The 24,549-nt window shown below is 42.8% G+C and carries 19 protein-coding genes and 2 pseudogenes; 8 read left to right on the top strand and 13 right to left on the bottom strand.

All coding sequences use genetic code 11. From position 1 onward, the window contains the following. Window positions 1–25 precede the first annotated feature (25 nt). From AB4486_RS09975 to AB4486_RS09960, 4 genes are all read right to left on the bottom strand, one after another. Entirely contained in the window at window positions 26–2,305 is a 2,280-nt protein-coding gene (locus AB4486_RS09975) for a heparinase II/III family protein (protein ID WP_102428733.1), read from the bottom strand. A gap of 11 nt (window positions 2,306–2,316) precedes the next feature. Continuing rightward, a complete protein-coding gene (locus AB4486_RS09970) occupies window positions 2,317–2,859 on the bottom strand; it encodes an acyltransferase (RefSeq protein WP_065101257.1) in 543 nt (180 codons plus the stop codon). Window positions 2,860–3,001: 142 nt separating this feature from the next. Further along, the gene (gene uxuA, locus AB4486_RS09965) at window positions 3,002–4,183 is read right to left on the bottom strand and encodes a mannonate dehydratase (RefSeq protein WP_065583620.1); all 1,182 of its coding nucleotides are present in this window, start codon (window positions 4,181–4,183) and stop codon (window positions 3,002–3,004) included. 67 nt (window positions 4,184–4,250) lie between these two features. After that, entirely contained in the window at window positions 4,251–6,023 is a 1,773-nt protein-coding gene (locus AB4486_RS09960) for a sodium:solute symporter family transporter (protein ID WP_065583619.1), read from the bottom strand. Between the two features lie 223 nt (window positions 6,024–6,246). Here AB4486_RS09960 and AB4486_RS09955 point away from each other — a divergent pair, with 223 nt between their 5' ends. The 4 genes from AB4486_RS09955 (at window position 6,247) to AB4486_RS09940 (ending at window position 9,806) form a co-directional block, all read left to right on the top strand. Then, window positions 6,247–7,701 (top strand): mannitol dehydrogenase family protein, encoded by a 1,455-nt coding sequence (locus tag AB4486_RS09955; protein ID WP_102333272.1) that lies wholly within the window; start codon window positions 6,247–6,249, stop codon window positions 7,699–7,701. A 2-nt stretch (window positions 7,702–7,703) separates the two neighbouring features. Further along, entirely contained in the window at window positions 7,704–8,789 is a 1,086-nt protein-coding gene (locus AB4486_RS09950; protein WP_372100444.1) for a class I mannose-6-phosphate isomerase, read from the top strand. Window positions 8,790–8,809: 20 nt separating this feature from the next. Continuing rightward, entirely contained in the window at window positions 8,810–9,454 is a 645-nt protein-coding gene (locus AB4486_RS09945) for an HAD family phosphatase (protein WP_065583616.1), read from the top strand. Window positions 9,455–9,566: 112 nt separating this feature from the next. After that, window positions 9,567–9,806 carry a PAS factor family protein gene (locus AB4486_RS09940; protein WP_004733935.1) on the top strand — a complete coding sequence of 80 codons (240 nt, stop codon included), beginning with the start codon at window positions 9,567–9,569 and terminating at the stop codon, window positions 9,804–9,806. Between the two features lie 145 nt (window positions 9,807–9,951). Here the strand turns inward: AB4486_RS09940 and AB4486_RS09935 are convergent, their stop codons facing one another. From AB4486_RS09935 to AB4486_RS09920, 4 genes are all read right to left on the bottom strand, one after another. Further along, window positions 9,952–11,676, bottom strand: coding sequence for a methyl-accepting chemotaxis protein (locus AB4486_RS09935; protein ID WP_372117104.1), 1,725 nt, complete (start codon window positions 11,674–11,676; stop codon window positions 9,952–9,954). Window positions 11,677–12,294: 618 nt separating this feature from the next. Continuing rightward, the gene (locus AB4486_RS09930; protein ID WP_004733937.1) at window positions 12,295–12,711 is read right to left on the bottom strand and encodes a MarR family winged helix-turn-helix transcriptional regulator; all 417 of its coding nucleotides are present in this window, start codon (window positions 12,709–12,711) and stop codon (window positions 12,295–12,297) included. Continuing rightward, complete coding sequence (dmeF, locus tag AB4486_RS09925) at window positions 12,689–13,675, bottom strand: CDF family Co(II)/Ni(II) efflux transporter DmeF (RefSeq protein ID WP_372117072.1); 987 nt, start codon at window positions 13,673–13,675, stop codon at window positions 12,689–12,691. Before dmeF ends, AB4486_RS09930 begins: the two co-directional genes overlap by 23 nt. A 276-nt stretch (window positions 13,676–13,951) precedes the next feature. Next, a complete protein-coding gene (locus AB4486_RS09920) occupies window positions 13,952–14,824 on the bottom strand; it encodes a LysR family transcriptional regulator (RefSeq protein WP_017059183.1) in 873 nt (290 codons plus the stop codon). 214 nt (window positions 14,825–15,038) lie between these two features. Here AB4486_RS09920 and AB4486_RS09915 point away from each other — a divergent pair, with 214 nt between their 5' ends. Beyond that, on the top strand, window positions 15,039–16,298 hold the full coding sequence (locus tag AB4486_RS09915; RefSeq protein ID WP_017059182.1) for an adenylosuccinate synthase: 1,260 nt from the start codon (window positions 15,039–15,041) through the stop codon (window positions 16,296–16,298). Between the two features lie 123 nt (window positions 16,299–16,421). On the opposite strand, the pseudogene tnpC reads toward AB4486_RS09915, so the two are convergent. The 4 genes and pseudogenes from tnpC to AB4486_RS09895 form a co-directional block, all read right to left on the bottom strand. After that, window positions 16,422–17,950, bottom strand: a pseudogene (tnpC, locus tag AB4486_RS09910) (IS66 family transposase). A gap of 59 nt (window positions 17,951–18,009) precedes the next feature. Further along, window positions 18,010–18,354: pseudogene (gene tnpB / locus AB4486_RS09905) on the bottom strand (IS66 family insertion sequence element accessory protein TnpB). Window positions 18,355–18,359: 5 nt separating this feature from the next. Beyond that, window positions 18,360–18,677 (bottom strand): IS66 family insertion sequence element accessory protein TnpA, encoded by a 318-nt coding sequence (gene tnpA, locus AB4486_RS09900; protein ID WP_017068715.1) that lies wholly within the window; start codon window positions 18,675–18,677, stop codon window positions 18,360–18,362. Between the two features lie 242 nt (window positions 18,678–18,919). Continuing rightward, window positions 18,920–20,413: a hypothetical protein gene (locus AB4486_RS09895; protein WP_372117070.1), complete on the bottom strand. Its 1,494-nt coding sequence runs from the start codon at window positions 20,411–20,413 to the stop codon at window positions 18,920–18,922. Between the two features lie 492 nt (window positions 20,414–20,905). Here AB4486_RS09895 and AB4486_RS09890 point away from each other — a divergent pair, with 492 nt between their 5' ends. The 3 genes from AB4486_RS09890 (at window position 20,906) to AB4486_RS09880 (ending at window position 24,128) form a co-directional block, all read left to right on the top strand. After that, window positions 20,906–21,907, top strand: a complete 1,002-nt coding sequence (locus tag AB4486_RS09890; protein WP_372117068.1) for a hypothetical protein — start codon at window positions 20,906–20,908, stop codon at window positions 21,905–21,907. 147 nt (window positions 21,908–22,054) lie between these two features. Continuing rightward, on the top strand, window positions 22,055–23,557 hold the full coding sequence (locus tag AB4486_RS09885; RefSeq protein ID WP_372117066.1) for a DUF2235 domain-containing protein: 1,503 nt from the start codon (window positions 22,055–22,057) through the stop codon (window positions 23,555–23,557). Continuing rightward, window positions 23,550–24,128 carry a hypothetical protein gene (locus AB4486_RS09880; protein WP_372117064.1) on the top strand — a complete coding sequence of 193 codons (579 nt, stop codon included), beginning with the start codon at window positions 23,550–23,552 and terminating at the stop codon, window positions 24,126–24,128. The genes AB4486_RS09885 and AB4486_RS09880 overlap by 8 nt, the downstream gene beginning before the upstream one ends. Window positions 24,129–24,372: 244 nt before the next feature. Here the strand turns inward: AB4486_RS09880 and AB4486_RS09875 are convergent, their stop codons facing one another. Further along, on the bottom strand, window positions 24,373–24,537 hold the full coding sequence (locus AB4486_RS09875; protein WP_372117063.1) for an AlpA family transcriptional regulator: 165 nt from the start codon (window positions 24,535–24,537) through the stop codon (window positions 24,373–24,375). Window positions 24,538–24,549 lie beyond the last annotated feature (12 nt).

Here is a 24,549-nt window from a genome sequence, read left to right as displayed (position 1 = left end):
ATAAAATACTTATGTCACCTGATTTTTACGGAGTGATCTCCTCACCAGTTTCTACATTGAGCTTAAAAGACTGGCCCGCATGGGCAAGTATCAAAGTATTTTCGTCAGTTAACACGTAATCTATTGGTTGTTTTAAGCAACTCATAACCACTTGATGTTGCTGCTGTTCTTCTATGAACCATTCTAGATGTTTAATATCTTTCTGAGCGTCAGATTCAACATTCCCTTTGAAACCATCACCGTCATCAATTTCACTTGTTAACTTAACTACACAAGAAGGATCACTCATCATTCCAAGATAATAAGTTTCTTGTTCATGGTACAAATCAACACTCCCCCCCTTAATAACAACTTCGAGCGGGGTATGGGCTCGCCATTGCATCGATTTGGGTTCAGATAGCCTAATGTTGTCGACAATAACGACCCCGTTATCTGCAACTTGTATTATTGTTCGCACAAACGACTCACAACTCTCATAAGCATTCGCGAGATCTAGAACGACACATTGAAACTCATTGCTATCAATTCGAGTGATTACTGTTGCTTGAGCTGTTGCGCAATCTATCTTCTGACCTTCAGTCGCGTTGGTAACGCTATCGTCTAAATTGACACCACCAAATAAGGGTAAATTATGCGCCTGCGTAGTTCGAGTCCATAAACTATGATGTTTGCTACCAAACCTATAGCCATAACTGCCACTCGGAGTAAGAACATTAACGCCATCATCGACTAGTGCAACATTCCCTTGATCAGCATGGCGATGAGAACTATTACCAAACTTACTTGCTCGGTAGTACACCGACATTTTACTATGGGCAGTTTTACCTAACCCTGCGTATGAATAGTAAATGTTGTTCGACGCAGGGCTCACACACAGAGCAGTCTCGTCAGAAACAAACGCCTCATTTGAAGTCATTAACGTATTAGAAACGGTTGAATGTTGATCCGATTTTTCAAATTGTAACTGCGGATACGTCGGTACTATATCTAATAAATGGAGCTTGTAAGTCTCAATATTGGACTCTAACTTCTTGGACTCTAATATCGACTTCGTACAACCATACCGTGGTGCATATATTCTGAGTGGATTTTGCGCAAAGAAACCAGGCCACTCTTTACCTTCTCTCTTGCACCAGAAGCCATCACCAAAGGGATGAATTCGATCGTTATTCGCCACAAAGTCCAAAGCAAACTTAACGTAATTCTTATAAAACGGGTGATTATAGAAAGAAAAGCCACTTAAACGCTCAACCGACAAGAAAAACGGATGGTGCCACTTGGTATAGGAAGAAGAATAAAAAGGCCCCTCAACCCAACTGCCATCTTTTCCGCCATAGAAAGGCAACACACCTCGGTAAATCATTAAGGCGTAATTAAGCCAACGTTCACAAGTTTTAAGTTCAAACTCTTTGTGTAACACAAGGGCAGCAACGCCTAAGTAAGCAGGCAAACGCGATGTATGTGAATGTCCCGGGTACTGTTTAAACTTATCTTGCTCTAAGCGCTCTTCCATTTGATAGGCATATCGAATTAAGAGCGGCCTGACGAATGAACACTCGTCGGTCGTCAGCAATGGAGACAACCAATGATAGGCAAGATACAAATTTCGCGTCATTGACAGGCCAATTTCATCTCCCCACGTACAAGGCCTTAACAGTGACGCCGGGCCTTCAGGGCTCCACTCGGATAAGCGCAATAAAATTTGGCATGCCTTATGTCCTGCCACCTCATCACCCCACACCTTATATAGTAATGTTAGTGCGATAAGATCGCGATCAATCCAACGTCTTACGTTAGCGATAGCTGTACGCTTCCCTTCTTCATTACCACGGCGATAATGATTAGAATATAAAATGTCATCTATATCAGTTAGTTCAACACTATTGCGTAACTTGTCTCTTGCACTTAATGAAGCATTGCTGACTGCGTCAATATCTTCATCGAGATACATCATAAACTGGTCTTTATTAGTACACAGTGAGAATAGTGACATAGCGTCCGGTGCCAAGTAGTTTTCTGACTCCGTCGTGATTTCAAAAACAATCCAATCAGATTTTGCTAGAGTATTGAGGCAAGTCACTCTCCAGCGATAGCTACCTTGAGGTAACTGAAATGTCGGTTGTAAAGGAGACTGCACCGATTTCCAATCCCATTTTTGCTCACCGTCTTTGTCTTCAAGTTCGATGTTATATGCAGAACCATACTCTCCTTGAGGCCAATTGAAACTTGGGGGATTGACTGAGGAAATTTCGTTACAAGGCGACAAAAAAATTTGGAAATCATGCGTTCTTTCTAGTTGTAGCATGTGTTACTCCTCTATTTCGACCAATGATATTGCCCTGTCTCTGCATCAATATGACCAATTTGCTTCGCTGGGGTCCCTGCAAAAATCGAATATGGGGGCACATCGGATGTCACTACCGAATTAGCACAAATCAATGAACATTTACCGATGCTCACTCCTGGAGTGACAACAACACCAGATGTCAACCAAACACCCTTTGCGATTGTGACCTTTCCGCTTTCCAAATCACTACGACCACTAAAGCTCTCTGAAGTCGGGTCAAATAAATGATTAGACGCAACGACAGAAACATGTGGCCCTACCAAAACGTCTTCACCAACCTCCACATCACCATTAATGTAGCTGTATAGGCCTATATAACTTCGTGTTCCGATTTGGTTTTCACCAATGCGAACGATAGCTCCTGGAGCAACTCGAACATTATTGTTGGTGAAGCCTAAGATTTGAGCTCTCGACTCGTCATCATGTTTATTATTACTTTGTGTTGTATATAGGGTGAATTTTCTAAATTCCTCATCCGAAAGTTCACCGCCAAATTTTTGTTGAACCGACATATCATCACCTATAAATAAAGGGAAGTAACAGTAACGACTTCCCTTATTGATTATCAATATTTTCACTGACACTAAATAAGCTAATCCGATAATATCCCTGGGTTAGCTTAATTTAAAAACCCAATATCGAATTGAAAACACATTAATTAAAATGAGACCGAGTCAATGCATACTCGACACCACGAATCTCAGCTAAGCCTTTTAAACGGCCTATGCAAGAATACCCTGGGTTTGTTTTTTTATTTAAGTCGTCAATAATTTGGTGACCATGATCAGGCCGCATTGGAATTAAATCACTTTGTCCATTATTAGTACGACGATTTTCTTCTTTAAGAAGTGCAAATATCACTTCATACATATCAACATCACCATTGAGATGAGCTGCTTCATGGAAGTTGCCGGGTTCTTCTTCGCGCTTTGTTGAACGCAGATGCGTGAAATAAATTCGATCACCAAAAGTTTCAATCATCTTCACAAGATCGTTATCGTCTCGCACGCCATAAGACCCGGTACACATAGTAATACCGTTCATTTTGCTCGGTACACGATGCGTCAAGAATTCGATATCTTCAATCGTAGATACCACTCGCGGTAAACCAAGAATTGGGCGTGGTGGATCATCAGGGTGAATGGCCAACTTCACGCCGTACTCTTCACACACTGGGGTAATTTCGTTTAGGAAGTAAACTAAATTTTCACGTAACTTATTGCCGTCAATGTGTTGGTACTGATCCAGTTGCTCTCTAAACTGCTGAAGAGTATAGCCTTCTTCCGCACCTGGTAGACCAGCGATGATATTCGATGTTAGCTGTGCAATTTTGTCATCAGGCATGTTAGAAAAACGAGTTCGAGCAAGTGCAATGTCTTCTTTTGAATACTCTTCATGTGCACCTTCTCGTTCTAGTATGCATAGCTCAAAAACAGCAAAGTCAATATGGTCAAACCTTAATGCTTTTGAGCCATCTGGGAGTACATACTCTAAATCTGTTCTCGTCCAATCAAGAACTGGCATAAAGTTATAGCAAACTGTATCAACTCCGCATTCAGATAAATTGATAATAGATTGCTTATAGTGCTCTATCCATTGAATGAAATTTCCAGTTTGAGTCTTGATCTCTTCATGAACAGGGATACTTTCGACAACTTCCCATGTAAGTGAATTTTCTTCTATTAACTTTTTACGTTTTAGTATTTCTTCTTTAGACCATATTTCACCATTCTTAATATGATGTAATGCCGTTACGATTCCTGTTGCCCCAGCCTGACGAATATCATTAAGCGTTACAATATCATTTGGACCATACCATCGCCAAGTTTGCTTCATAAGTTATTACCTATTATTAATTTTTTTGATGAAGCCTTATTAAGGCTTCATCTGATATTTTATTTAATTAGACAGTGTAAGCTTTTAGTTTTACATCATTTAACTTACCAGCTCGTAGTAATAGCCAAGATATAAACCCGACAATCGCTGCCATTAATACAAATAACATTCTTCCCCACATAGGGTTTGGTATCAGCGTTAATAGGAGAAGCGCTGCACTTGTCGCCAATAACACTCGACCAAGTAAAATGTACTGTTGTCTATCAGCTTCGAAGCTTTGAGGCGAATCTTCTACAATTACTGGAGTTTCTGCATTACTAAAGAACTCTGCGATTTCTTCAGCACGCTTACCTGTTGGCTCTTTATAGAAAAGTTGAGTCAGCAAGAAGAAACCACCTGTGATAATAATGTGCCCTGTTACGCCCATGGTTATCGATTTCATTTCAGCGAATTCACGACTAGACAATGGTTCAGATAAATTAAACAGGCTTTCGATCATTGGTGCATTTGTTGAAGCAATAACGGCTGAAACACAAGCGCCTACGGCAATGGTTGCCCAACATGACCAATCTGGAGTCTTCTTGATAAAGAAACAAAGCAGTGACGGAATAAGCACAGGGAACGCGACAAGCGTACTCACCATCATAAGTGCATCAAATAGCCCAAAATCTTGCAGTTTGCTCATGAACAAGCCACAAACAATAATCAACAAGCCGAATACCACGGTAGAAACTTTACTTGCAAACAAGATCGATTTATCTGATTTGTCTTTTGCCATGTAAGGTTCATAAACGTTTTTAATGAATATGCCGGCATTTCTATTTAATGCAGAGTCCATTGACGACATGGTTGCAGCAAACATAGCTGACATCATCAAGCCAACCATCCCAACGGGCATCTCGTTACGAACGAAGACAAAATAAGTGGCATTAGAAATATCTTTGCCTAGAACATCGAGGCCCCATGTAGACATATCTGGGTAATTTCCGCTTACATACCAAGCAGGAAGGAACCAAATGAAAGGTCCAAACGCCATTAGACAACACGCTAGGATTGCAGCTTTACGTGCATTATTAGTATCTTTTGCTGCAATATAGCGGTAAGAATCAATCATATTGTTTGTACTGAAGAACTGTTTGATGAAAATACAGATAAACCAGCCAACAAATAAGTAAGTATAGCTATACCCTTCTCCAACAAACCCTTGATCAGGCAAACCCGCTTCTAGGATTGGTGCTACACCACCAGATTTGTATATCGCTACGATTGTCGCTATGAAGGTAACAACAGTAATGATGATCATCTGTATAAAGTCTGATGCAACTACAGCCCAACTTCCGCCGACCAGAGACATAAGAAGTACAACCATACCCGCAGCAACTATCGTTGTTTCAATTGGGATATTAAATACCGCACTTGCAAAGATCGCTAATGCATTCAGCCATAGCGCAGCCTGAAGTACACTCGACGGTACCGTCGCCCACGTTACAACTTGCTCGCTAACAGGACCAAAACGTTTGCGAATGCCTTGGATTGGACTGATAACTCGCATCTGTCGAGCTCTTGCAGCAAAGAATAAGTAGTTACAAAAGTAACCAAGAGCATTCGCAAAAAAGATAACAGAGATGGATAAGCCAACATCAAGAGCTTTTCCCATTACGCCAGTAAACGTCATAGCACTCAGTGCTTGAAGAAATGCTGTGGACCCAACCATCCACCACAACATTTTGCCTCCCCCCCTAAAGTAATCACTTGTCGATGACGTTGCTGATCGAAACATCCAACCTACTCCGAGGAGGAAAACGAAGTAGCCTATAACTATAAGTATATCGATATTCATAATGATCCCTAACCGTGATATTTAAAAACTAAACACCTTTCGCTTTCTTTTATATCGCCCCTAGATATTGGCTGTCAAAATTGGTCTACCAATTGGTTGACACTTCTCACAAAAAAATAAATCTCTGATGATATGCCGTTTAAATAATACAAATGAATGTTACTCTCTAATGGTAATTTTTATAGCCGTCTGATTTTAAAAATTGGAGTGAGAGTGCGGAAGTATGAATAAAAATGTTTTAAATCAATACTTAAAAGAAGAACAGAGAATTGTTCACATTGGCTTAGGGGCTTTTCATCGAGCTCATCAAGCTTTATATACAAGCGAATTGTTAGACAATAAAAAGTCTAACTGGACGATCTGTTCCATTAACTTATTTGGTTCACAATCGCTTATTCAGCAGTTAAGAGAGCAAGGTCATTGCTACACTGTTTTGGAAAGAGGTGCGACAAGCGAACAAATAAAAATATCAAAGGCAATCACTCAATCCTTACATCCAGATCTAGACGGTCAGTCGACTATCATCGAAAAAATTGCGAATCCAAACGTTCGTATAGTCTCAATGACTATCACAGAAAAAGGCTATTGCATTGAACCAAGTACTGGCTCTCTTGATGTTAACAATCGTCTCATCCAGCTCGATCTCGACTCACCTTCTCGTCCAGTGTCCGCCATCGGTTATATCGTTGAAGGTTTAAGACTCAGAAAAGAAAGGAATATTAACGCGTTCACCGTATTGTCTTGCGACAATATTCAAAACAATGGAGAAGTAGCGAAGTCGGCTATCCTTAGTTTTGCAAAATTGGTCGACTTGGAGTTGTATTCTTGGATAGAGGCTAATGTCACATTCCCAAACACTATGGTAGACCGTATTGTTCCAGCGGCGAGTAAAGAAAGCTTATCTTATATAGAAACAGCTATCGGCTACTCGGATCCATGTGCCATCGCTTGTGAACCTTTTCGACAATGGGTAATAGAAGATAAGTTTGCAATTGGTCGACCAAATTGGGATGAAGTGGGCGCGCAATTTGTCGATGATGTCATACCTTTTGAAGAGATGAAGCTACGCATGCTAAATGGTAGTCACTCACTTCTTGCGTACTTGGGATACTTGAGTGGTTATAAGTATGTGTCAGAAGCGATTTCAGACCCATATTTTAAGAAGGTGATTCTAGACTTCATGATGAATGAGCAAACGCCTTCATTGTCGTTACCAAAGGAAACTGACATTGCAGCTTACGCAGATTCGCTGATTGAACGTTTCTCTAACCCAAATTTAAAACACCTTACCTCTCAGATAGCAATGGACGGAAGTCAGAAATTACCACCACGATTTTGTGAATCTCTCAAATATAACCGTGAAAATGCTGTTCAAACAACTTGGTTAGAGTTGGGCATTGCAGGGTGGATGGCTTATGTGATTGGCATGGATGACAACGGCGATGCTATCGAGGTTCATGATCCAATGGCTGGCGTGTTCAAGCAAATCAAACAAGAAAGTAAAACGCCTCGTGAAGCTGTCATTTCTTTATTAAGCATTGATGGTATTTTTGAATCTAGCCTTCTTGCAGATGCCGAATTCGTAAATAAGATAGTCGACCTTTTCGAATGTATTCAAGAGGTTGGTGCAATGCAAACTTTACATAACTTAACAAAAACACTGAACTTAAAGGGCTAGGCATGGAATACAAAAATAAGTTGATTCGATTTGGTCAGAACCGCGTTTGGCGCTCTTACAGTGGTGGTAAGGTTTTAGACCAAATTAATAACGAAAGCGTTCCGGTCGACTCTCATTTTCCTGAAGACTGGATTGCATCGGTCACTAAAGCCGTTAACCCAGGTCGAGAAACAATCAGTGAAGGTCAATCAACTGCGATTATCGGCGATCACTCACTCGATTTCGCCGAATTATTAGATCTAGATCCTGAGTATTTTTTAGGTAAAGAGCACTTCAGTAGATTCGGTCCTAACCCTATGGTTTTGATTAAGTTTCTAGACTCTTCAATTCGCTTACATTTCCAAGCACACCCAACCAGAGAGTTTGCCCAAAAGCACCTAGATTCAAATTCAGGCAAGGCTGAAGCCTACTATATTTTACAAGTTCGTGAGGAGATTGATGATCCTTATATTTATCTCGGATTTCAGACGCCTCCGACTAAAGAAACGTTGAAAGAGATCATTGTTGAACAAGACATTAACCGACTGAAAACTTGCTTCGAAAAAATCAAAGTATCTCCTGGTGAGTGTTACTTTATTCCAGGAGGAATGCCTCACGCGATTGGCGAAGGCATTCTAATGATTGAGATAATGGAACCATCGGACTGGGCTGTTCGATTTGAGTTTGAACGAGCTGGTTATACACTTCCTGAAGAAGCTCGCTACATGAAGCGAGATTTGGACTTTTGCCTTGATGTTTTTGACTATTCAGAGAAGTCGGTTGAAGCTGTGGCAACTCAGAACAAAAAGACACCTCAACTATTAACAACTTATGCTGACGGATCGGTAAAAGAGTCTCTCATTGATGACAAAACAACCGACAGATATCGAGTTTGTCGCACAAAAGTCATTAGCAGCATCACCAAATCTGAGAACGACTTTTATGTCGGTGTTATTGCTGCTGGCAGTTGTACGATTAAATTAGACGAAGAAATTTTAGTACTCAATAAGTACGATAAATTTTTCTGCCCGGCTGGCATTGAAAATATCACGATAGAAACAGACGATGGCGTCGAGATTATTGAATGCTACCCACCATTAACGAATTAATCCTGAGTTAACGTATTGAAATGGAACCAATAAAACTTTATTACGACGCCTTTATCTTTGATATGGATGGAACATTAGTAAACTCCGAGCCGCTCAAAGGCCAAGCATTAGCGCTGACCTGTAAAGACTATGGTTCCATCGTTGACCACCGTATTTATCAAAATGTAATGGGTATGAAATGGGAAAATGTCGTTCAGTATTTTTTCAAAGTTGGAGAAATCGAACCAGAGAGACAAGAGTTTAACGATAAATTTAAGGAACATTATCAATTACTCCTTTCACAAAGATTATCTATCAATAAAGGTGTCGTTGGCCTCCTACAGCAACTAAAATCTTCTGGGAAGCGATGTGCGGTTGTAACTTCTGCGCAACAGTGGATGGCTAACCAAATACTGGAAGCTTGTAAACTTGAGCACTTGTTTGATCTTGTCATCGCTAAAGAGCATGTTTCAATGCACAAGCCAGATCCGGAAGCTTATTTGTTGGCGCTATCTAGATTAAATGTAACCGCAAGTAAAACCATTATCTTTGAAGACTCGGCTCCAGGACTTCAGGCTGGTTTAGCTAGTGGTTGTGAAGTCATTGCATTTCAACATTCTTTCAACATAAACAATGATTTTTCAGGTGCGTTAAAAATCATTGATGATTTCTCACTTGTCAGTTAAGACCAAAATGCTCACCCTAAGTTTATTTGACTTATTGTATGACATATATCACAGCAACTTGTACCCAAATGATATTAAAATAGAAATCCCCCACTCAAAGATAAAGAGACGAATGAACACTACCACCACTCTTGTTTATGACACTTTGAAAAGCCTTGCTGCTCACGCTCCTGAGCAACATGCCGAGATTCGCCAGCGTTTATATGAGCAGTTGAGCCTGCCATTTAACAAGCAGCTCTCGTTATACGCTAATGTGCTTGGTCCTATCAGCTCAGGTAAGTTAGCGGGATGCGACAATATTGATAAAGCGGTTGAACTGGCACTGGATGTGCTGGAAGGCCGAAATAAGTAGTCCCCCCTTTAATACGTAATATAACGGCCCAGATCTTCCCCCAGATCGGGCCGTTTTTTTATTCTCGTCATTTATCTATTTGAATTTCAGGCACAAAAAAGGCGTAGATGATCCACGCCTTTTGTTTTAGTAAGTTCTATGTTGTTTATGAAGTCTTGAACTGCGCGACCGCTTGGTCCATATCGTTCGCTTGCTCTGCTACCTTGTCCACTTCAACTAAGCAATGCTGCGCCGAAGCGTTATTGTCGTTCGAGATAGTGTTCAGCTCAGTAATTGAGTCACTCACTTGCGCCATTACTGCGCCCTGCTCTTCAATCGCTGAAGCAATACGTTCTGAATTACCTTGGATGCTTTCCATGTCGCTCAAGATAAGTTGCAAGCTCGCATCCAGCTCTTCCGAATCTTTCAGCGTTAGTTGACCTTGTTGATTACACTCGCCAATCTCTGCCATCGACGCCTGCATCTGGCTTTGAATTGCACTCACCACTGAAGTTATCTCTGTGGTCGATTGATGCGTTCTGCTTGCTAGTGCGCGTACTTCATCGGCAACTACCGCAAAGCCACGACCTTGTTCACCCGCACGTGCTGCTTCAATTGCTGCGTTCAATGCCAATAGGTTAGTTTGTTCTGCAATGCCTTGGATGATGTTTACTGCATCGCCGATCTGGTCAACATGATGGTTCAGTGAACTGATCGAATCTTGGCTGCTTGAAAGACGTTCAGACAACTGGGTGATGTTGCTGATGGTTTCAACCACCACTTCACGGCCTTTATCGGCATTCACTTTTGCTTGATGAACACCTTCAGCCGCAACTGATGTGCTTTCTGAGATTTCACCTATTGTGAGTACCATCTCTTGCACTGACGTTGTCATTGTAGAGGTGTGGTTTGCTTGAACTTCAAACTGTTTGATTACTGACTCTAGCTCGTCATGCATGTTCGACGTACTTTGTGTCAGTTGCAGTGACTTAGATTGAGATGCCGCGATCAAGCCTTCCAGTTGATCAAGCAATTGGTTGAAGTATTGGCCTAAAGTGCTGAGTTCGTCTTTGCCATCAAGGTGCGAACGAATAGACACGTCGTTAGAATCAACGATGTTGCGAATCACCGAGAGTAATGACTCAATCTTGCCGATAATAGAACGGACAATTAACCAACTGAACAGAATGATCGACACGAGTAGCGTGACGCAAAGGATGTTGTTGATCAGCGATAGTTTGTCCATCTCTTGTTGGGTTTCTTGGTCCAATACCGCTGAGAACTCTTTAAATTGAGTTTCGATAGCATGAGAACCCGAGCGAGCTTGCCCAAGCAGACCTTCGTTGTGCTTCAAGCCAATCACTCGCTTCTGTTCAACCACTTGACGTGCAGCATCTATCAAAGCAGTTGAGCTTCCAACATTAGAAGTAATAGAAAGAACACTCGGATCGAACTCACCCTTTTCAATTAAGTCATTGAACAGGTAAAGCTCGATTTTTTGTTCAACACTGGCTGTCGCGCTGATGTTATCGAGCAAAACATGAAACTCGCCTAGCATGCCTTTGTCGCGTGCTAGCCCATAGACTTCGCTCGCTTTTACTAGGTTAACAAAGCTGGTGTGGTAAGTTTCGATGTCTTCACGTAGGTGTGTGCTGTTGGCTAAGCCTAAATCACTGAGCACTGTATCTAGCTCAGATTCAGACGCTAAGAATTTGTTGTAGTTTACGTCGAACTTGGCGAGGTACTTCATATCACTACGTAATAGGAAATCTTTCTCGTTACGGCGAAGATTGAGTAGTCGCACTTCAAGTTCTTTGGTGATTTGTTTGGCTTCGCTCATTTGAGCGGTGGTGTCTGCAAATTGCGATGTGGTAAACAACAATGAAATCATGCCGAAGATGGAGAACATCCCCAACGAATAGAGCTTTTTCTTTATATTCATATACGTGGCTCGTCTTTACTAAATTAACTATGAGTATCTAATTGATCGCATCGAAGCATGGAATACAACTCGTGTGACCTGGTTATTGTTATGGTTTTTGTATCAGTAATGAGCACTAAATCTAGCGACTGTTCAGCCCACCAGCAGTGACATTCTCAATGGTATTCAAACAGAGAATGAATCTTTTCACTAAAGATAAAAGCATCAATAACACAAATTGAATACATGTACATTAGTTGAATGATAAAAGTGAGAGACAGCTATTTGACGGAACATAAATGGCTTTAATGTCATGGTATACAAGGCATTGAATTAAAAGACTTTGACGCACATTTGGATGCATTATTTATGCATGACATTTTTTTGGCTCTCCAGAAGAGCACGAGCGAAGCGCAATAGTGGAGGTTTTGACTTGGTTTTTAAACAATGAATCCGTCTATTGATGATTGTACGGTAGAGCGTAAACGGTGAAAAAAATGGACCTACTCAATTCGAGTCAGGTCCATCTTTTGATTGTCTAGTCAATTGCTTTGCTACTAAAGAGTTAGGGTGCGAACTCAAGGCTGACTAAAACGCTTTCACCATCTTGGTTAGGCACTTCAATAACACCGCTTTCTCATCTTCTTCGATGTCTTGTGTTAGTCCACTAACCAAATTCAAGTGAAGCTGATTGTGGTGAACGTGTATCTTCTGCCCTTCATCCGTCAAGGCAACCACAATCGCACGACGATCTGTTGGGTGTTCATGGCGCTCAATCAATTCAGCTTTAACCAGCTTTTCTATTTGAACAGTAAGTGTACCCGTGGTGATGCCCAACTTTTCAGCGAGCTCTTTCATTCTTAACGCGCCATGCATACCAAGTACTTCAATGGTGTGTACTTGAGCCAGGGAGTAACCCGTCTCTTTGACAACAGACTGCTCCCACGAAGACATTTTATCGTAGAACTCAGTCAGTATTTGGTTAAGCTGTTCTATATTTCGCATGGTCGTTTGAATGCACTTCAAGAGTAAGATGATTAATCTTATCAAACTTGGCGAGCATTTGTTTATATTCAGAGACGGTTTTATCACTGTTTGATTCAAGAGTAATCGCTGCTGAATAGTGATGCCCACTCACCTTCCACATGTGGAAATCGGTAACTGACGCATAAGGCGTTAAGGTTTCAGTCACTGAATCACGATAATCTTGGTCGATATTCTCATCAAGCAGGATTGGACTGGTTTGTTTCATAAGTTTCATCGTCCATTTGGCAATCACGACAGCACCCACCATGCCCATTGCTGCATCTAACCAGTTCCAACCGTAAAACTTACCAAATAGCAGCGCAACAATCGCAAGCAGAGACGTCAGAGTATCCGCCAACACATGCATGTAGGCTGCGCGTAGGTTGTGGTCATGATGGTGCTCACCATGTTTATGACTATGGTCGCTGTCGTGATCATGACTATGTGAATGACCGTGATTCTTACTATGATTGTGGCCATGCTCGTGTCCGTGATCATGATGGTGATCGCCAAGTAAAAACATACTCACCACATTCACAGTTAAACCAATACAAGCAACGATGATCGCTTCATTGAACTGAATTGCTTGTGGCTTAAACAAGCGATGTACCGATTCCACCAGCATCAACAATGCCACAATCCCCAATGCAATCGCGCTGGTGTAGCCCCCTAACACGCTGACTTTGCCAGTACCGAAAGAGAAACGTTCGCTCTCGGCATGTTTCTTCGCATATCGGTATGCAAATAAGGTGATGCCAAACGCTGCAGCATGCGTCCCCATGTGCCAACCATCGGCAAGTAACGCCATAGAGCCGTAAATAGTACCTGCAACGATCTCGACAACCATGGTGATGATAGTTAACAAGAGAACGTAGAAAGTGCGTTTCTCACCTTGACTGTTATGTGAAGAAAAGTTGTGTTGGTGACGTGTTGGAAAACTCAAAATGGCGTCCTTAGCTTGTGTTTGTGGTTAGATGATCGTTGCAAATAAAAGCCCTTTGATTGACAAGTAATTTGACAATCAAAGTAATAATTTGAAATTTAGTTTGATTATCAAACTTTGTCAACGATGAATTTTGAAACTCTGATTTGCGGGACGAATAGTTGATGGTGAGCGCTAGTTTGTTCCAAAGATTATTGATTCAGTAAAAACGAGGCTTTCCAGGGACAAAAAAGCCCACTCGAGGTGGGCTGATTGAGTCAAACTCAATGATTGTATTTATTTGTTTTGCAATGAAATAATCTCATCATTCACCCAACCTAACAGCTGCTTGGTTGCTTTCGACAAGACTTGGTTCTGCCGAACAATATAACCAAGACTGGTGCTCGAGAAGTTGGTCAATGGTGTCACTTTCGAATGCAGGTGCTGCTTGGTTGATACCGCAAACTCCGGGACAATAGCCACACCAAATCCCGCTTCTGCCCAGTCGATTTGAGCATCGACACTCCCTACTTCCATCACCCTATAATTAGGTAGATTAAGGCTTGGTAAACCTTCATCAATAAAGTCACGCGTTCTCGTATCATGACCTAGTAGAATCAAAGTGAGCTCTGCATCAGAGTCTCGGATATCAAACCCATCGCCAAGCGCACACCAAGAAAGCTCTTGCAGCTTAGTGAAATACAAAGACTCGTTGTGCTGCTCTTTGGCGATAACAAAACCAATATCCGCTTGAGCATTTTTAACTAAATTCGATGCCTGAGATGACGTGGTATTCAAGAGCGTAAGGTCAATACCGGGATACTGCGCTTTGAACTTCTGGAACGGACGAATTAGCAAAAATCGAGAAATGATGTCACTTACGGCAATGGTTAACGTCCCTATTTTAAGGTCGTTAATGGCATTGAGATCGGCCTGACAAATCTGCAGTTCGAGTAGCGTTCTTTGGCTTGTTTCCAATAGCCGTTCACCCGCTTGAGTCAATTGAAAAGGGCTTCTCTCTATCAACTTTATGCGTGTTTGTTGTTCCAGTTGTTTTAGGTGCAAACTCACATTGGGTTGTGTCATGTGCAGTGCATTGGCCGCTTTCCCAAAATGCTTGTACTCCGCAAGCGTCACAAACGTCTTCAACAAATTAATATCGAGCATCATGTCCTCTCTCTCGTGTCACTAATATCATTCCCTAAAAGTAAAGAATGCCCCATCGTCATTCCCTACAGTGAGGAACGAACGTGATAGGGAATCTCGTTTGTAGCTTAAGACTTTAAGGATATATGAAATCCTTATCAAGATAATAAAGATAATTAATTTCTCTTATCCACCTTGTAGGCCTAACATGATTCCTCAATCAGTTAGGAGAAAAATTATGCCATCTATCGTTGTTGTGGGCGCAAACTGGGGTGATGAAGGCAAAGGCCGCATCGTCGATTTTTTAGCAGACCAAGCTTCTGCTAGCATTCGTTTCCAAGGCGGAAACAATGCAGGTCATACTGTGGTAAATGACTTCGGTACATTCAAACTGCACCAACTACCTAGTGGTATTTTTAATCCTAATTGTACGGCGGTTCTTGGCCCTGGCATGGTGATCAGCCCTGCTGCGCTAACTGAAGAGATTGCAGAAGTTCAAGAGGCTGGCATCAAAGTGAAAATGGCGATCTCAGATCGTGCGACACTGTGTCTCCCTTTACATGCTCTTGAAGATACGCTTGAAGAAGAGCGTTTGGGCGATGGCGCTTACGGCTCTACACGTCAAGGCATTGCACCAGCGTACGGCGATCGTGTAATGAAGAAAGGCATTCTTGTCGGTTGGCTGAATCAACCTGAAATTTTAGAGCAGCGTATTCAATTCCTACTTGATTGGAAGATGCCTCAGCTTAAAGCGCTCTACCCTCAATGTGACTTCTCCCAGACTGCTTCTGAAATGACAGAATGGCTACTTGAAGTAACTAAAGCGTGGCGCCCGTTCATCTGCAACGTAACTGAGCCGCTTAAAGCGCTGCAATCACAAGACGCAAACCTACTGTTTGAAGCTCAGTTAGGCGCAGGTCGCGACCTTGTCTACGGTGAATACCCTTGGACAACATCTTCGAATGTAACCGCAGCTTATGCTGGCATTGGTAGCGGTTTACCTGCACTTCGTCCTGAACGTGTTATCGCTGTTGCTAAATCATTCAGCTCGTCTGTTGGTACTGGCACGCTAGTAACTGCAATGGAAGAACAAGATAGCTTCCGCGAAAGCTCTAACGAATACGGCGCAACAACAGGCCGCCCACGTGACATGGGTTACTTCGACGCGGTAGCAACTCGCAACGGTGTTGACCTACAAGCTGCAACGGAAATAGCACTGACTAAGATCGATTGCCTGTCTGGTTTGTCTGAACTTAAAATCTGTACCGCTTACTCAGGTGAACATACTGAGAACCCGATTTGGCCACAAACGGCTGAGCTAAAGCCCGTATATGAAGATATGGCTGGCTGGGATGAAGACATCACGGGTTGCCGCACGTTTGAGAGCCTTCCTCAAGCAGCGCAAGATTACGTTACTCGTATCGAAGAGCTGATGGGTGTGCCAATCGTGATGGTATCGGTAGGTCCAGAGCGCGAGCAAATGATCATTCGCGCTTAGTTTAGAAGACGACAAGATCTACATCAAAGCCCACATTCAGTGGACTTTTTTGATTGTTCATAAAGAACGAGATAACACAAGGAATTACAGGGTATCCGCCCCATGAACCCACGGGGCGACTTGTCAGTGTTTGAAGTTCCAAGGTAGGAGTGCGTCGATATCAGGCTCTGCTTTCGCGAGCTCTTTCATGCACTTGACCATGTAGTCGTAGAGGATAAGACCGTTGGCTTTTGCAGTCTCGACGATACTGTAAAGCATCGCGCTCGCCTCAGCGCCATTTGGTGTGTTAGAGAACAGCCAATTTTTCCTGCCAATAACCAGCGGTTTAATTGCGCGTTCAGCGCGATTATTATCGATAGATAAGTGACCATCGTCGATATAACGAATGAGTTTAGGCCATTGCCCGAGCGTGTACTTTATTGCTTTGCCTAGTGGGCTAGAGCCTATCACCTTCTGGGTTGTCATCCATTGGTAAAGCTCATCCAGTATCGGCTTGGCAAGCGCTTGACGCTCTGCTTTTCGCTCTTCGGCAGGCGCACCTTTTAAGCGTGATTCTATCCCGTAGAGTTTTTGGATTTTAGCCAGCGCCTTATCAGCCTTGCCCGATTTACCTTTCCCTTGAAGCTTCTTCGCATCCATGAACTTGCGACGAGCATGCGCTAAGCACCCTACATTGGTGACGTGATGCAGACCATCATAAGCCGCGTAGCCATCGGTTTGTAGATAACCGTTGTAGTCACCTAAAAAGTCCACGGGACACGCCCTCGCGCGACTGTTTTGATAGTTGTACAAGGCAATATTTTTCACATTCGGCAGTGCCGATTCGGGTGAGTCAGCGCCTGAGCAGTAGAGCCACATATAACACTTCTTCTCTTCTTTGAGCACATTGAGCGGCGTTTCATCCGCCTGAACCACCACTTGTTGAAGCAGGTTCTCCTTCAAGGCCGCATACAGCGGGGCGAACTTCTCACTGACTTGGATAACCCACCTTGCCATGGTGGTGCGTGATAGCTCGATACCCGACTGGGTAAACAGCGATTCTTGGCGATAAAGTGGCATCGCGTATTGGTATTTGCCAAGAATGATGTTGGTCAGCAAGCTTTCTGTGCGAAGCTTTTAGGGATGAGACTCTGAGGGGATGGCTTCTGAACGATACGGCTGCTGTCATCTGTTTTCTCGCACTGGCGGCAAGCGTACTTAGGACGAACATATTCCAACACTTTGAGTACCGCTGGCGTGAACTCTAGCTTCTCGCTGCGGTCTTCCCCGATTTTATGCAGGCTATGATTGCAGCAAGCGCACTGCTTTTCATGGTCGTCTACATCAAGTTCGATAACCTCACGAGGCAAGGTCTTAGGCAGAGGTTTACGTTTACCGCGCTTTTTCGTTGTGGTCGTGGTTGTCACCTCAACCTCGTCTTCTTTAACGGCTTCACATTCCGCTTCGTTGAAGAGGTCACCTTGTGATTCATCGTAAGGCTTTAATGCCTCCGAGCGTTTCGCGAACTGACGGTCGAAGGCGAGTTTGAGTTGTTCAAGCAGCGATTGGCGCTCTTGTTTCCACTCATTTTTCTCCGACATCAGAGCAGCTACCATCGCTTGTAGCTCGGCAACATCTTGGCTTTCTGGGTTGATATTTGGCGTCTTTTTCATAGCATTGATTATACTAAAATCGTGCCGTTAACGCTTGGAGAATAAGGCTTTATTCTCGATTAACTCATTGTAAAATCGTTTATTTTGATGGGTTCGTGGCCGATAATTGTGAAGCCTGAAAGCAGTCTGTCAAGCTCAAATTGAGTGAGGGTAAACACCTGATTTTTCTCTTTTGAAGGCCACTTATACTTGGCTTTTTCAAGGCGTTTATACTAGAGGGCGAAGCCTGTTTTATCCCAGTACAACACTTTAATCTTATCGCGCTGTTTATTGGTAAACAGGAACAGCGCACCGCTGCCAAGAGGCAAGTCAGTATCATTTTCGATAATCGCTGCAAGGCCGTTGATGGACTTTCTAAAATCGACGCTTTCACGATAAAGGTAAATGTCTGGAGCGCTGAGCATACCTTTCATGACAACGCTCCAATGAGTTCAGCAAGATAGGTGGCTGGCGTGCCTTGAGGAATGCTCAGCTCCACATCATTGATGAGAAGTGTCATGTTCGCCGTAGCTATCTGGGCCTGATACTTGGTTGTCTTTTCAACGATTTCGGCTTTAACAAATCCGACAGATTCCGATTGGCTTGCTGTTTGGAGTTGACGCCGTTTGGCAAAGAACGTGGATAAACTCAGTCCATGCTCTTCACAAAAAGCGCGTTGGGTAACACTGCTGCTTTCATATTGCTCAAACAGTGATTGCCATTCTAGGTTGGTACGTCGTTTTGCCATTTCAACTCTCCTTTGGGTTGGAGAGTTGATCTTATTCTTCGTGCTGAAGGATTAGAATGCGGTGTTCATGACACGCTTACAGAATATTCATACAAAGCTTCGAAGATGGGCGTCTTTCTCATACCTTAGTTAATTTTACGTTAGCTAAATTGGTAAACTCACGGACAAGGCTTTGTCCAAAAACGTCATAATCTGAATTTTAACATGTGGTATTTTCTAGCTCGAAAATGCTCGAATGTCAGTTACAGCGGCTCGTATTCGATTGAGTTTTGCATCTCTAAGATCATTCGATTAACTTTTATTTTCTTTTGAATACGTTCAGGCAAGAGAGAGGCATACTCTGCCGTATCTAGCTGTTTGAAATCTAGAGCAATACTGTTAATGATTTTGACATACTTATCACCGACTTCTTTAAAGTCATTCAAGCGGTTTACTTCCTTACTAATCGCTCTCTGCAAGTCTTGTTGTTTACTCCAAAGTCTATCTAAATTAACACCACTCTCTAACTCAGCTTTCTTTTCCTCTAGACTCTCCGTTTCTTGTTTTAGCCATTTGACACGGTTTTCTAACTCGGTCAACGCTTCATTTGATACACCTTTTCTATCAAGTGCAACTTCAAGCTCACTCGTGATTTTGTAATGTGCTCCATCCAATATTTGTTGCGCTGTTGTTTGAGCGCTTTCAATCATTGATAACTCTTGCTTTAGAGCATTATCGGTAATCATTTGAGCATTCTTTCTAGTATCTTCTATTTCCGAAGCTAACTCAGCTAGAACATCATCTCTAACTTCTACTCTGACCTTTTCACGTTGTTGTTCTGCTTCAACTCTCGCATTGTTAATAATTCTTCCCGCCTCTAACTTGTTGAGATAGATGGCTTGCTTGAGTTGTTCTAATTCTTGATTTAAAGATGACTTCTCTTCTTCAAGCCGCAGTACCACAACTTGAAGGTCATTCGCTAGGGACTTTATCTGCTTATAGAGCTCTTTTTGCTCCCGCTCTTTTTCTTGCCACTTTCCAACCCTTTGTTTTATTCGGTCAACCCTTTCCTTAGCTTGTTCCTCACGCTCAGAAATGTTTTCAGTAATTCTTTGAACTTGTTTGCGATGCCTTGCTATCTTTCTCAACAACATACTTCTTTCTTTGCTGATACTCATCGCGGCTTGCTGCTCAATAAAATCCCAGAATGGATTTAGCGGGTTTAATGCTGTTATCTGAACTTTTACATTTTCATAGCTGTTCAGCAGCGAATCTGAGTCCAATCCAACTAGAAATAACTCAATAGCACTCCTGCCCTGCTTTCGAAAATCCATTATTTTATCTGGCGGGGTTTCATGAGTATTAGTAACTTCCACGTAATACTCTTCCCTACCGATCTGGCAAACGACATCTGGAATCCTTCCGTCTCGATAGACCTCTAGACGGACATTTTTCACACCTACCATTTCGCAATCACTAGAATCAAAAATGCCACTGGAATATGGATGAGGAATGAGCTTCTCCCGTTCGATGAACTCCTTTGCACTCAAATGCAACTGGGTTTCATACGAATAGAGACAGTCTGCGTTACTTTGATGACGTAAGTAGCTAGCTATACCTTTATTACTATGTGCGGCAACCATGAAGTCTCCACAACAAGGACAAACAACGTCATCCTGAGTGCCACTTTCTAGATCAACAACAGAAACAACTCTACTCTCACTTAGCTTCCACCCAAAAATAGAACGATTTCTCATGCACACCTCAACATTGGAAAAATAGTGATGATAAAAAATACAAGATATGGAATAAATCTCATATTAATTATCACAATATTATCAAGTCAAAGACAATGTGTGCTTACTTCGTGTGATGCGCATCACCAATGCTAGACACCAAGTTAAGCGACTTTTCCATACTTCACGTAATTCATGACATGTTAATGTTCTGATTTGCGAAACTAATTTCTGTCTAGAGTCTTCATAAGACTGAAGTTTTACTCGTGGCACTTTTCTCTAAAAGCGCCAGCTAGCTCAGATCTGCCCCATTCCTTCTTTCTGCAAATAACCAATCACCCAATTAGCACATCATTTAACGGATTTCCTCTAACAGGTTTATTAGTTGATACTGACTATCTGGTAATTCAGTCATAATGATAGGGAAGAACGGCACACACTCACCATATTATTCAGTAAGATACGATTATTTATTCGCCAGTAATTAGTCGGACTTGTATAGGAATAAGTGCCATGAGTATATCGGATATAAAAGTAGTAGAGTTTCATCAAAAGCAAGGTGGTCAGTCTATCGCTGCCGATGAGCTAACAAGCTACTTGATTGACAGCGGTTCAATATCTAAATTTCATGATGCGCTACCTGATGAGTTGCAACGAATACTTGCTCCTTTTGTGGAAAAAAGCCCGAATGCTTACCTCAACGCATTAAAATCTCAATTAAAATCAGAAAGGTGGGTGGCAGTCAACGCGGCATCCTCCGTGCCTGCCTCTTCTTATAAAAGTGCGTACTACCCACCGGTACAACAAGAGCCTAAACTCGTAAGCACCCAAACCACCGTCAGTAATACAGAAGAAGACCAAAGACAGGATCTTGAATACACTTTTGAGCTCTCGTGCTCTCAGTCGTCTTTTAGTTCACATGTTGGATGGGATGTGGCGTTAGCTAAAACGAGTACGTCACCGATGCATTCTCGTTGGAGCGAGCAAGAAAACGAGCACAGCACGCAATTGGTGGCCAGCATAAAAGAGGATGCGCTAAGGACGCTTGCATTGTCATCGAGAGATTCTGCAGTACCCTTATCAATCCCTGACGTCTCAGCCAAACCTAAAGGGACGAACGCACTCAATGAAGCCTTCCTCGCAGTGATGCCGGCTGTACAGTTTGGTGAACGACTAGGGCTTGCCACTCAAGGGTATTATTACCACTTTAGTGAAGGCAAGCTCGTTCAAGAGTACAAAATCATCGGTAATGGTAATTGTCGGTTCTGCCTGACCTATTCGGATGAACTCACACTTAGCGATGAGCTTCGTCCTACCGCTTGGCAAAGTGCGATACCGATTCAATGGCGTGTCGATAATCAGGTGTTGGACAACCAGCACTTACTCTATCTTCCTCGTAAGTTGACACAAGATGAGTTTTCTTCGGTGAATCCAGCGTGGCTCAATGAGCAAGGACTTGCGTTGAATATTTCAGAACTTGTGGATGTAGGACAAGGTAAGGAAACCCCGAATTAACGATATCATGCCCCACTGAATTGCCATTACCCACACCCTGGCCGTTTATTACATGGGACAGAGATTGTCGCCATCAATAGTCCCAGTCTCGTTGCCAAAGGTATTCCGGTCATCAATCTTCGCCCTGAAAAACTCTTTCGTATCGGCGTGTTTTTTGATGGGACGGGGGCCAACAATAAGAATGACGCTTACAAAGAGCAGCGTGGAAATAAGTCACGCAGCAATGTGGCGCGTTTGTTTGCGGCTTATCCGCAAATTCAAGGTGAATCAGCAAAAATTTATGTGTCCGGTGTCGGCACCGTCGACATTGAAGACGACAGTCAGCGCCCCGCCATCATCGATGCCGAAAAAGATGAAACCGGACCAGAGCAGGCGCTTGGGGTGGGTGCACAGCAGGCCTTTGGTGGAGGCTTTGCTGATGCTATTGCGGGTATTAGCGGCAAAGTCTTACTCAACTATGTGGACGGTGAAAATGGTGCGTTTTACAAATGGCAGAGTTTGCTTAGTCAGTTGCAGCGCACTATCGATGAATTGGAACAATCCGGCTCTTATAATGACATCACCCATATCGTTTTTGATGTTATCGGTTTTAGCCGAGGTGCGGCATTATCTCGTCACTTTGTTAATGCACTGTACCAAGGATTACCGGATTACCATCGACCAGTTGCGGGCAAGCAGGCGGATGTTACGGTTTACCCTCATCTATTGGGTACTGAAAGCAACAAAAAGTTTTCAGAAGAAGGTGGTTATGAACGCGATGATACGAAAGGCGTCAGTGTAAGGTTCTTGGGGTTATTTGATACCGTAGGGTCGTTTTACTTAGCGGGGAATAACGATGAAGGTAATTTTCAGCTGGGCCTAGAGCCGACGATGGCCACCACGGTCTTGCAGTTGGTTGCCGAACATGAGTATCGGAAAAACTTTCCATTAACTTCACTGAGTCGTGATAATTGGTTACCCGATAATTTCCACCAAGAACACTTCCCAGGATGCCATACCGATGTGGGAGGCGGTTACCCTTCAATTGAGCAATATGAGAAAGAGGGACTCCCTGACTATGTGGGCTTTCCGGTGAGCAGTACCTACAACCGTAACGAAATAAAATCAGAAACCATTGATATCGTGCACGCTAATTTTGCATACCCTGGGGGAAGTCTAGATAAGGTTGCTATGATAGAGCGCACTCGCCAAGTTAAAGATGCCGAATGGAAAAAGACATGCCGACAACGGTTTGGCCATTACGGTGAGGTAAAAGAAAAAGACAACACGCTCTATTTTTATCACTTTAAACCCGTGAGTAATGCGATAGCAGGGCTAGCCCTTGAGCGCATGAAGCAACAAGCTCAAAACGCAGGAGTAAAATGGATCGAGCCAGATTATATTGAAAACCTAACTCCTGACTATGTGAACGATGAGCTCTGCCAATCTCTATGGGCTAATATGTCAACCAAGCAATTGGGGGAGCTAACCAGCGAAGATTGGAAAACAACGCTTCAACCAACGCTTATCTTTGACAACTATATCCACCGCTCTCATGATACGGTGATTAACCTCCCGTATAAGACGGTCAGGGAAACTCTTATAAACAGCATCACAACCGATGAAAAAACAGAAAAAACACCAGAGCGGAGAATTTGGGACAATGCCTAAGTACGTAATAACGACACTCCTCATTGCAATGGTCGCCTTGAGTGGTTGTCAAGAAGAGCAGCCGTTAATAAAGGCGAGCATTGGTAATGCGGGAAGCCTTAGTGGGTTCTATGGGATCCGTGATGTCGCTATCCAAACCACAGGCGGTGGTTGGACCGGCTTTGGTTATGGAGCAGTCAATGGCTATCCTGGAGCAAGTGCCGACATCGGAAAAATGGGCGTCCCCGCACATATCAAAGGGACATGGCGTAAAGGCTGGAGTTATGATGATGAACTGGTCTACTACCGTATTGATGCACCGATTGACACTGAATTAGCTGAGAAGAAAATGCGCACTTTGCAGAGCTATTATAAAGACTATCAGCCTACTCGAGCTTCAATGCAGGTCATCGTAGATGAAGAGCGTATCCAAGTTATGTTTACTGTTGGCTGTTATTCTTACCGGATGGATTGTTCACCAAGTGAAGATGCGGATCCAAATGGATGGGTAGTGATGAACCCATCGAGTACAACTGAAGTGGTTGTTTTGTTTGATGGTAAAGGTGAATCTTCGCCTGTACCGTTTGAATGATGATTCTAATACTTAACGGCTACGCACTGGCGAGATAGTGCTCTAAGTTTAGTGGTTTGAGATACTTGTAATTATTAATGGTTTTTTAATTTAGAAGAATCGCTAACAAGCTTTTGTCCAAATGTGAGTTACGATACCAACAGGTCGCCTGTACGATCTAGTCGTGACTAACCAGCGGGTGTATAAGATCGAGTATGAGTTATTACATATAACTCATGACCTTTGAGCACTTATTAGCTGTCAGTCATCGCTGATTTAAACACTCTTCCACTTCATTGTCGAGCCAAGCAACAGCTCTTTCTCCTATAGGTGCGGGCTTAGGAAATGAGCCCTCACTTATCTTGCGATAAATAGAGGATCTGCTTAACGCAGTCTTTTTCATGACTTCTTTTATTTTAAGAAATCTCATTGGTATGCCTTA

This window comes from Vibrio sp. 10N.222.55.C6 (assembly GCF_041473395.1).
Lineage (GTDB): Bacteria > Pseudomonadota > Gammaproteobacteria > Enterobacterales > Vibrionaceae > Vibrio > Vibrio crassostreae_C.
This window is presented reverse-complemented; position numbering and strand designations above follow the sequence as displayed.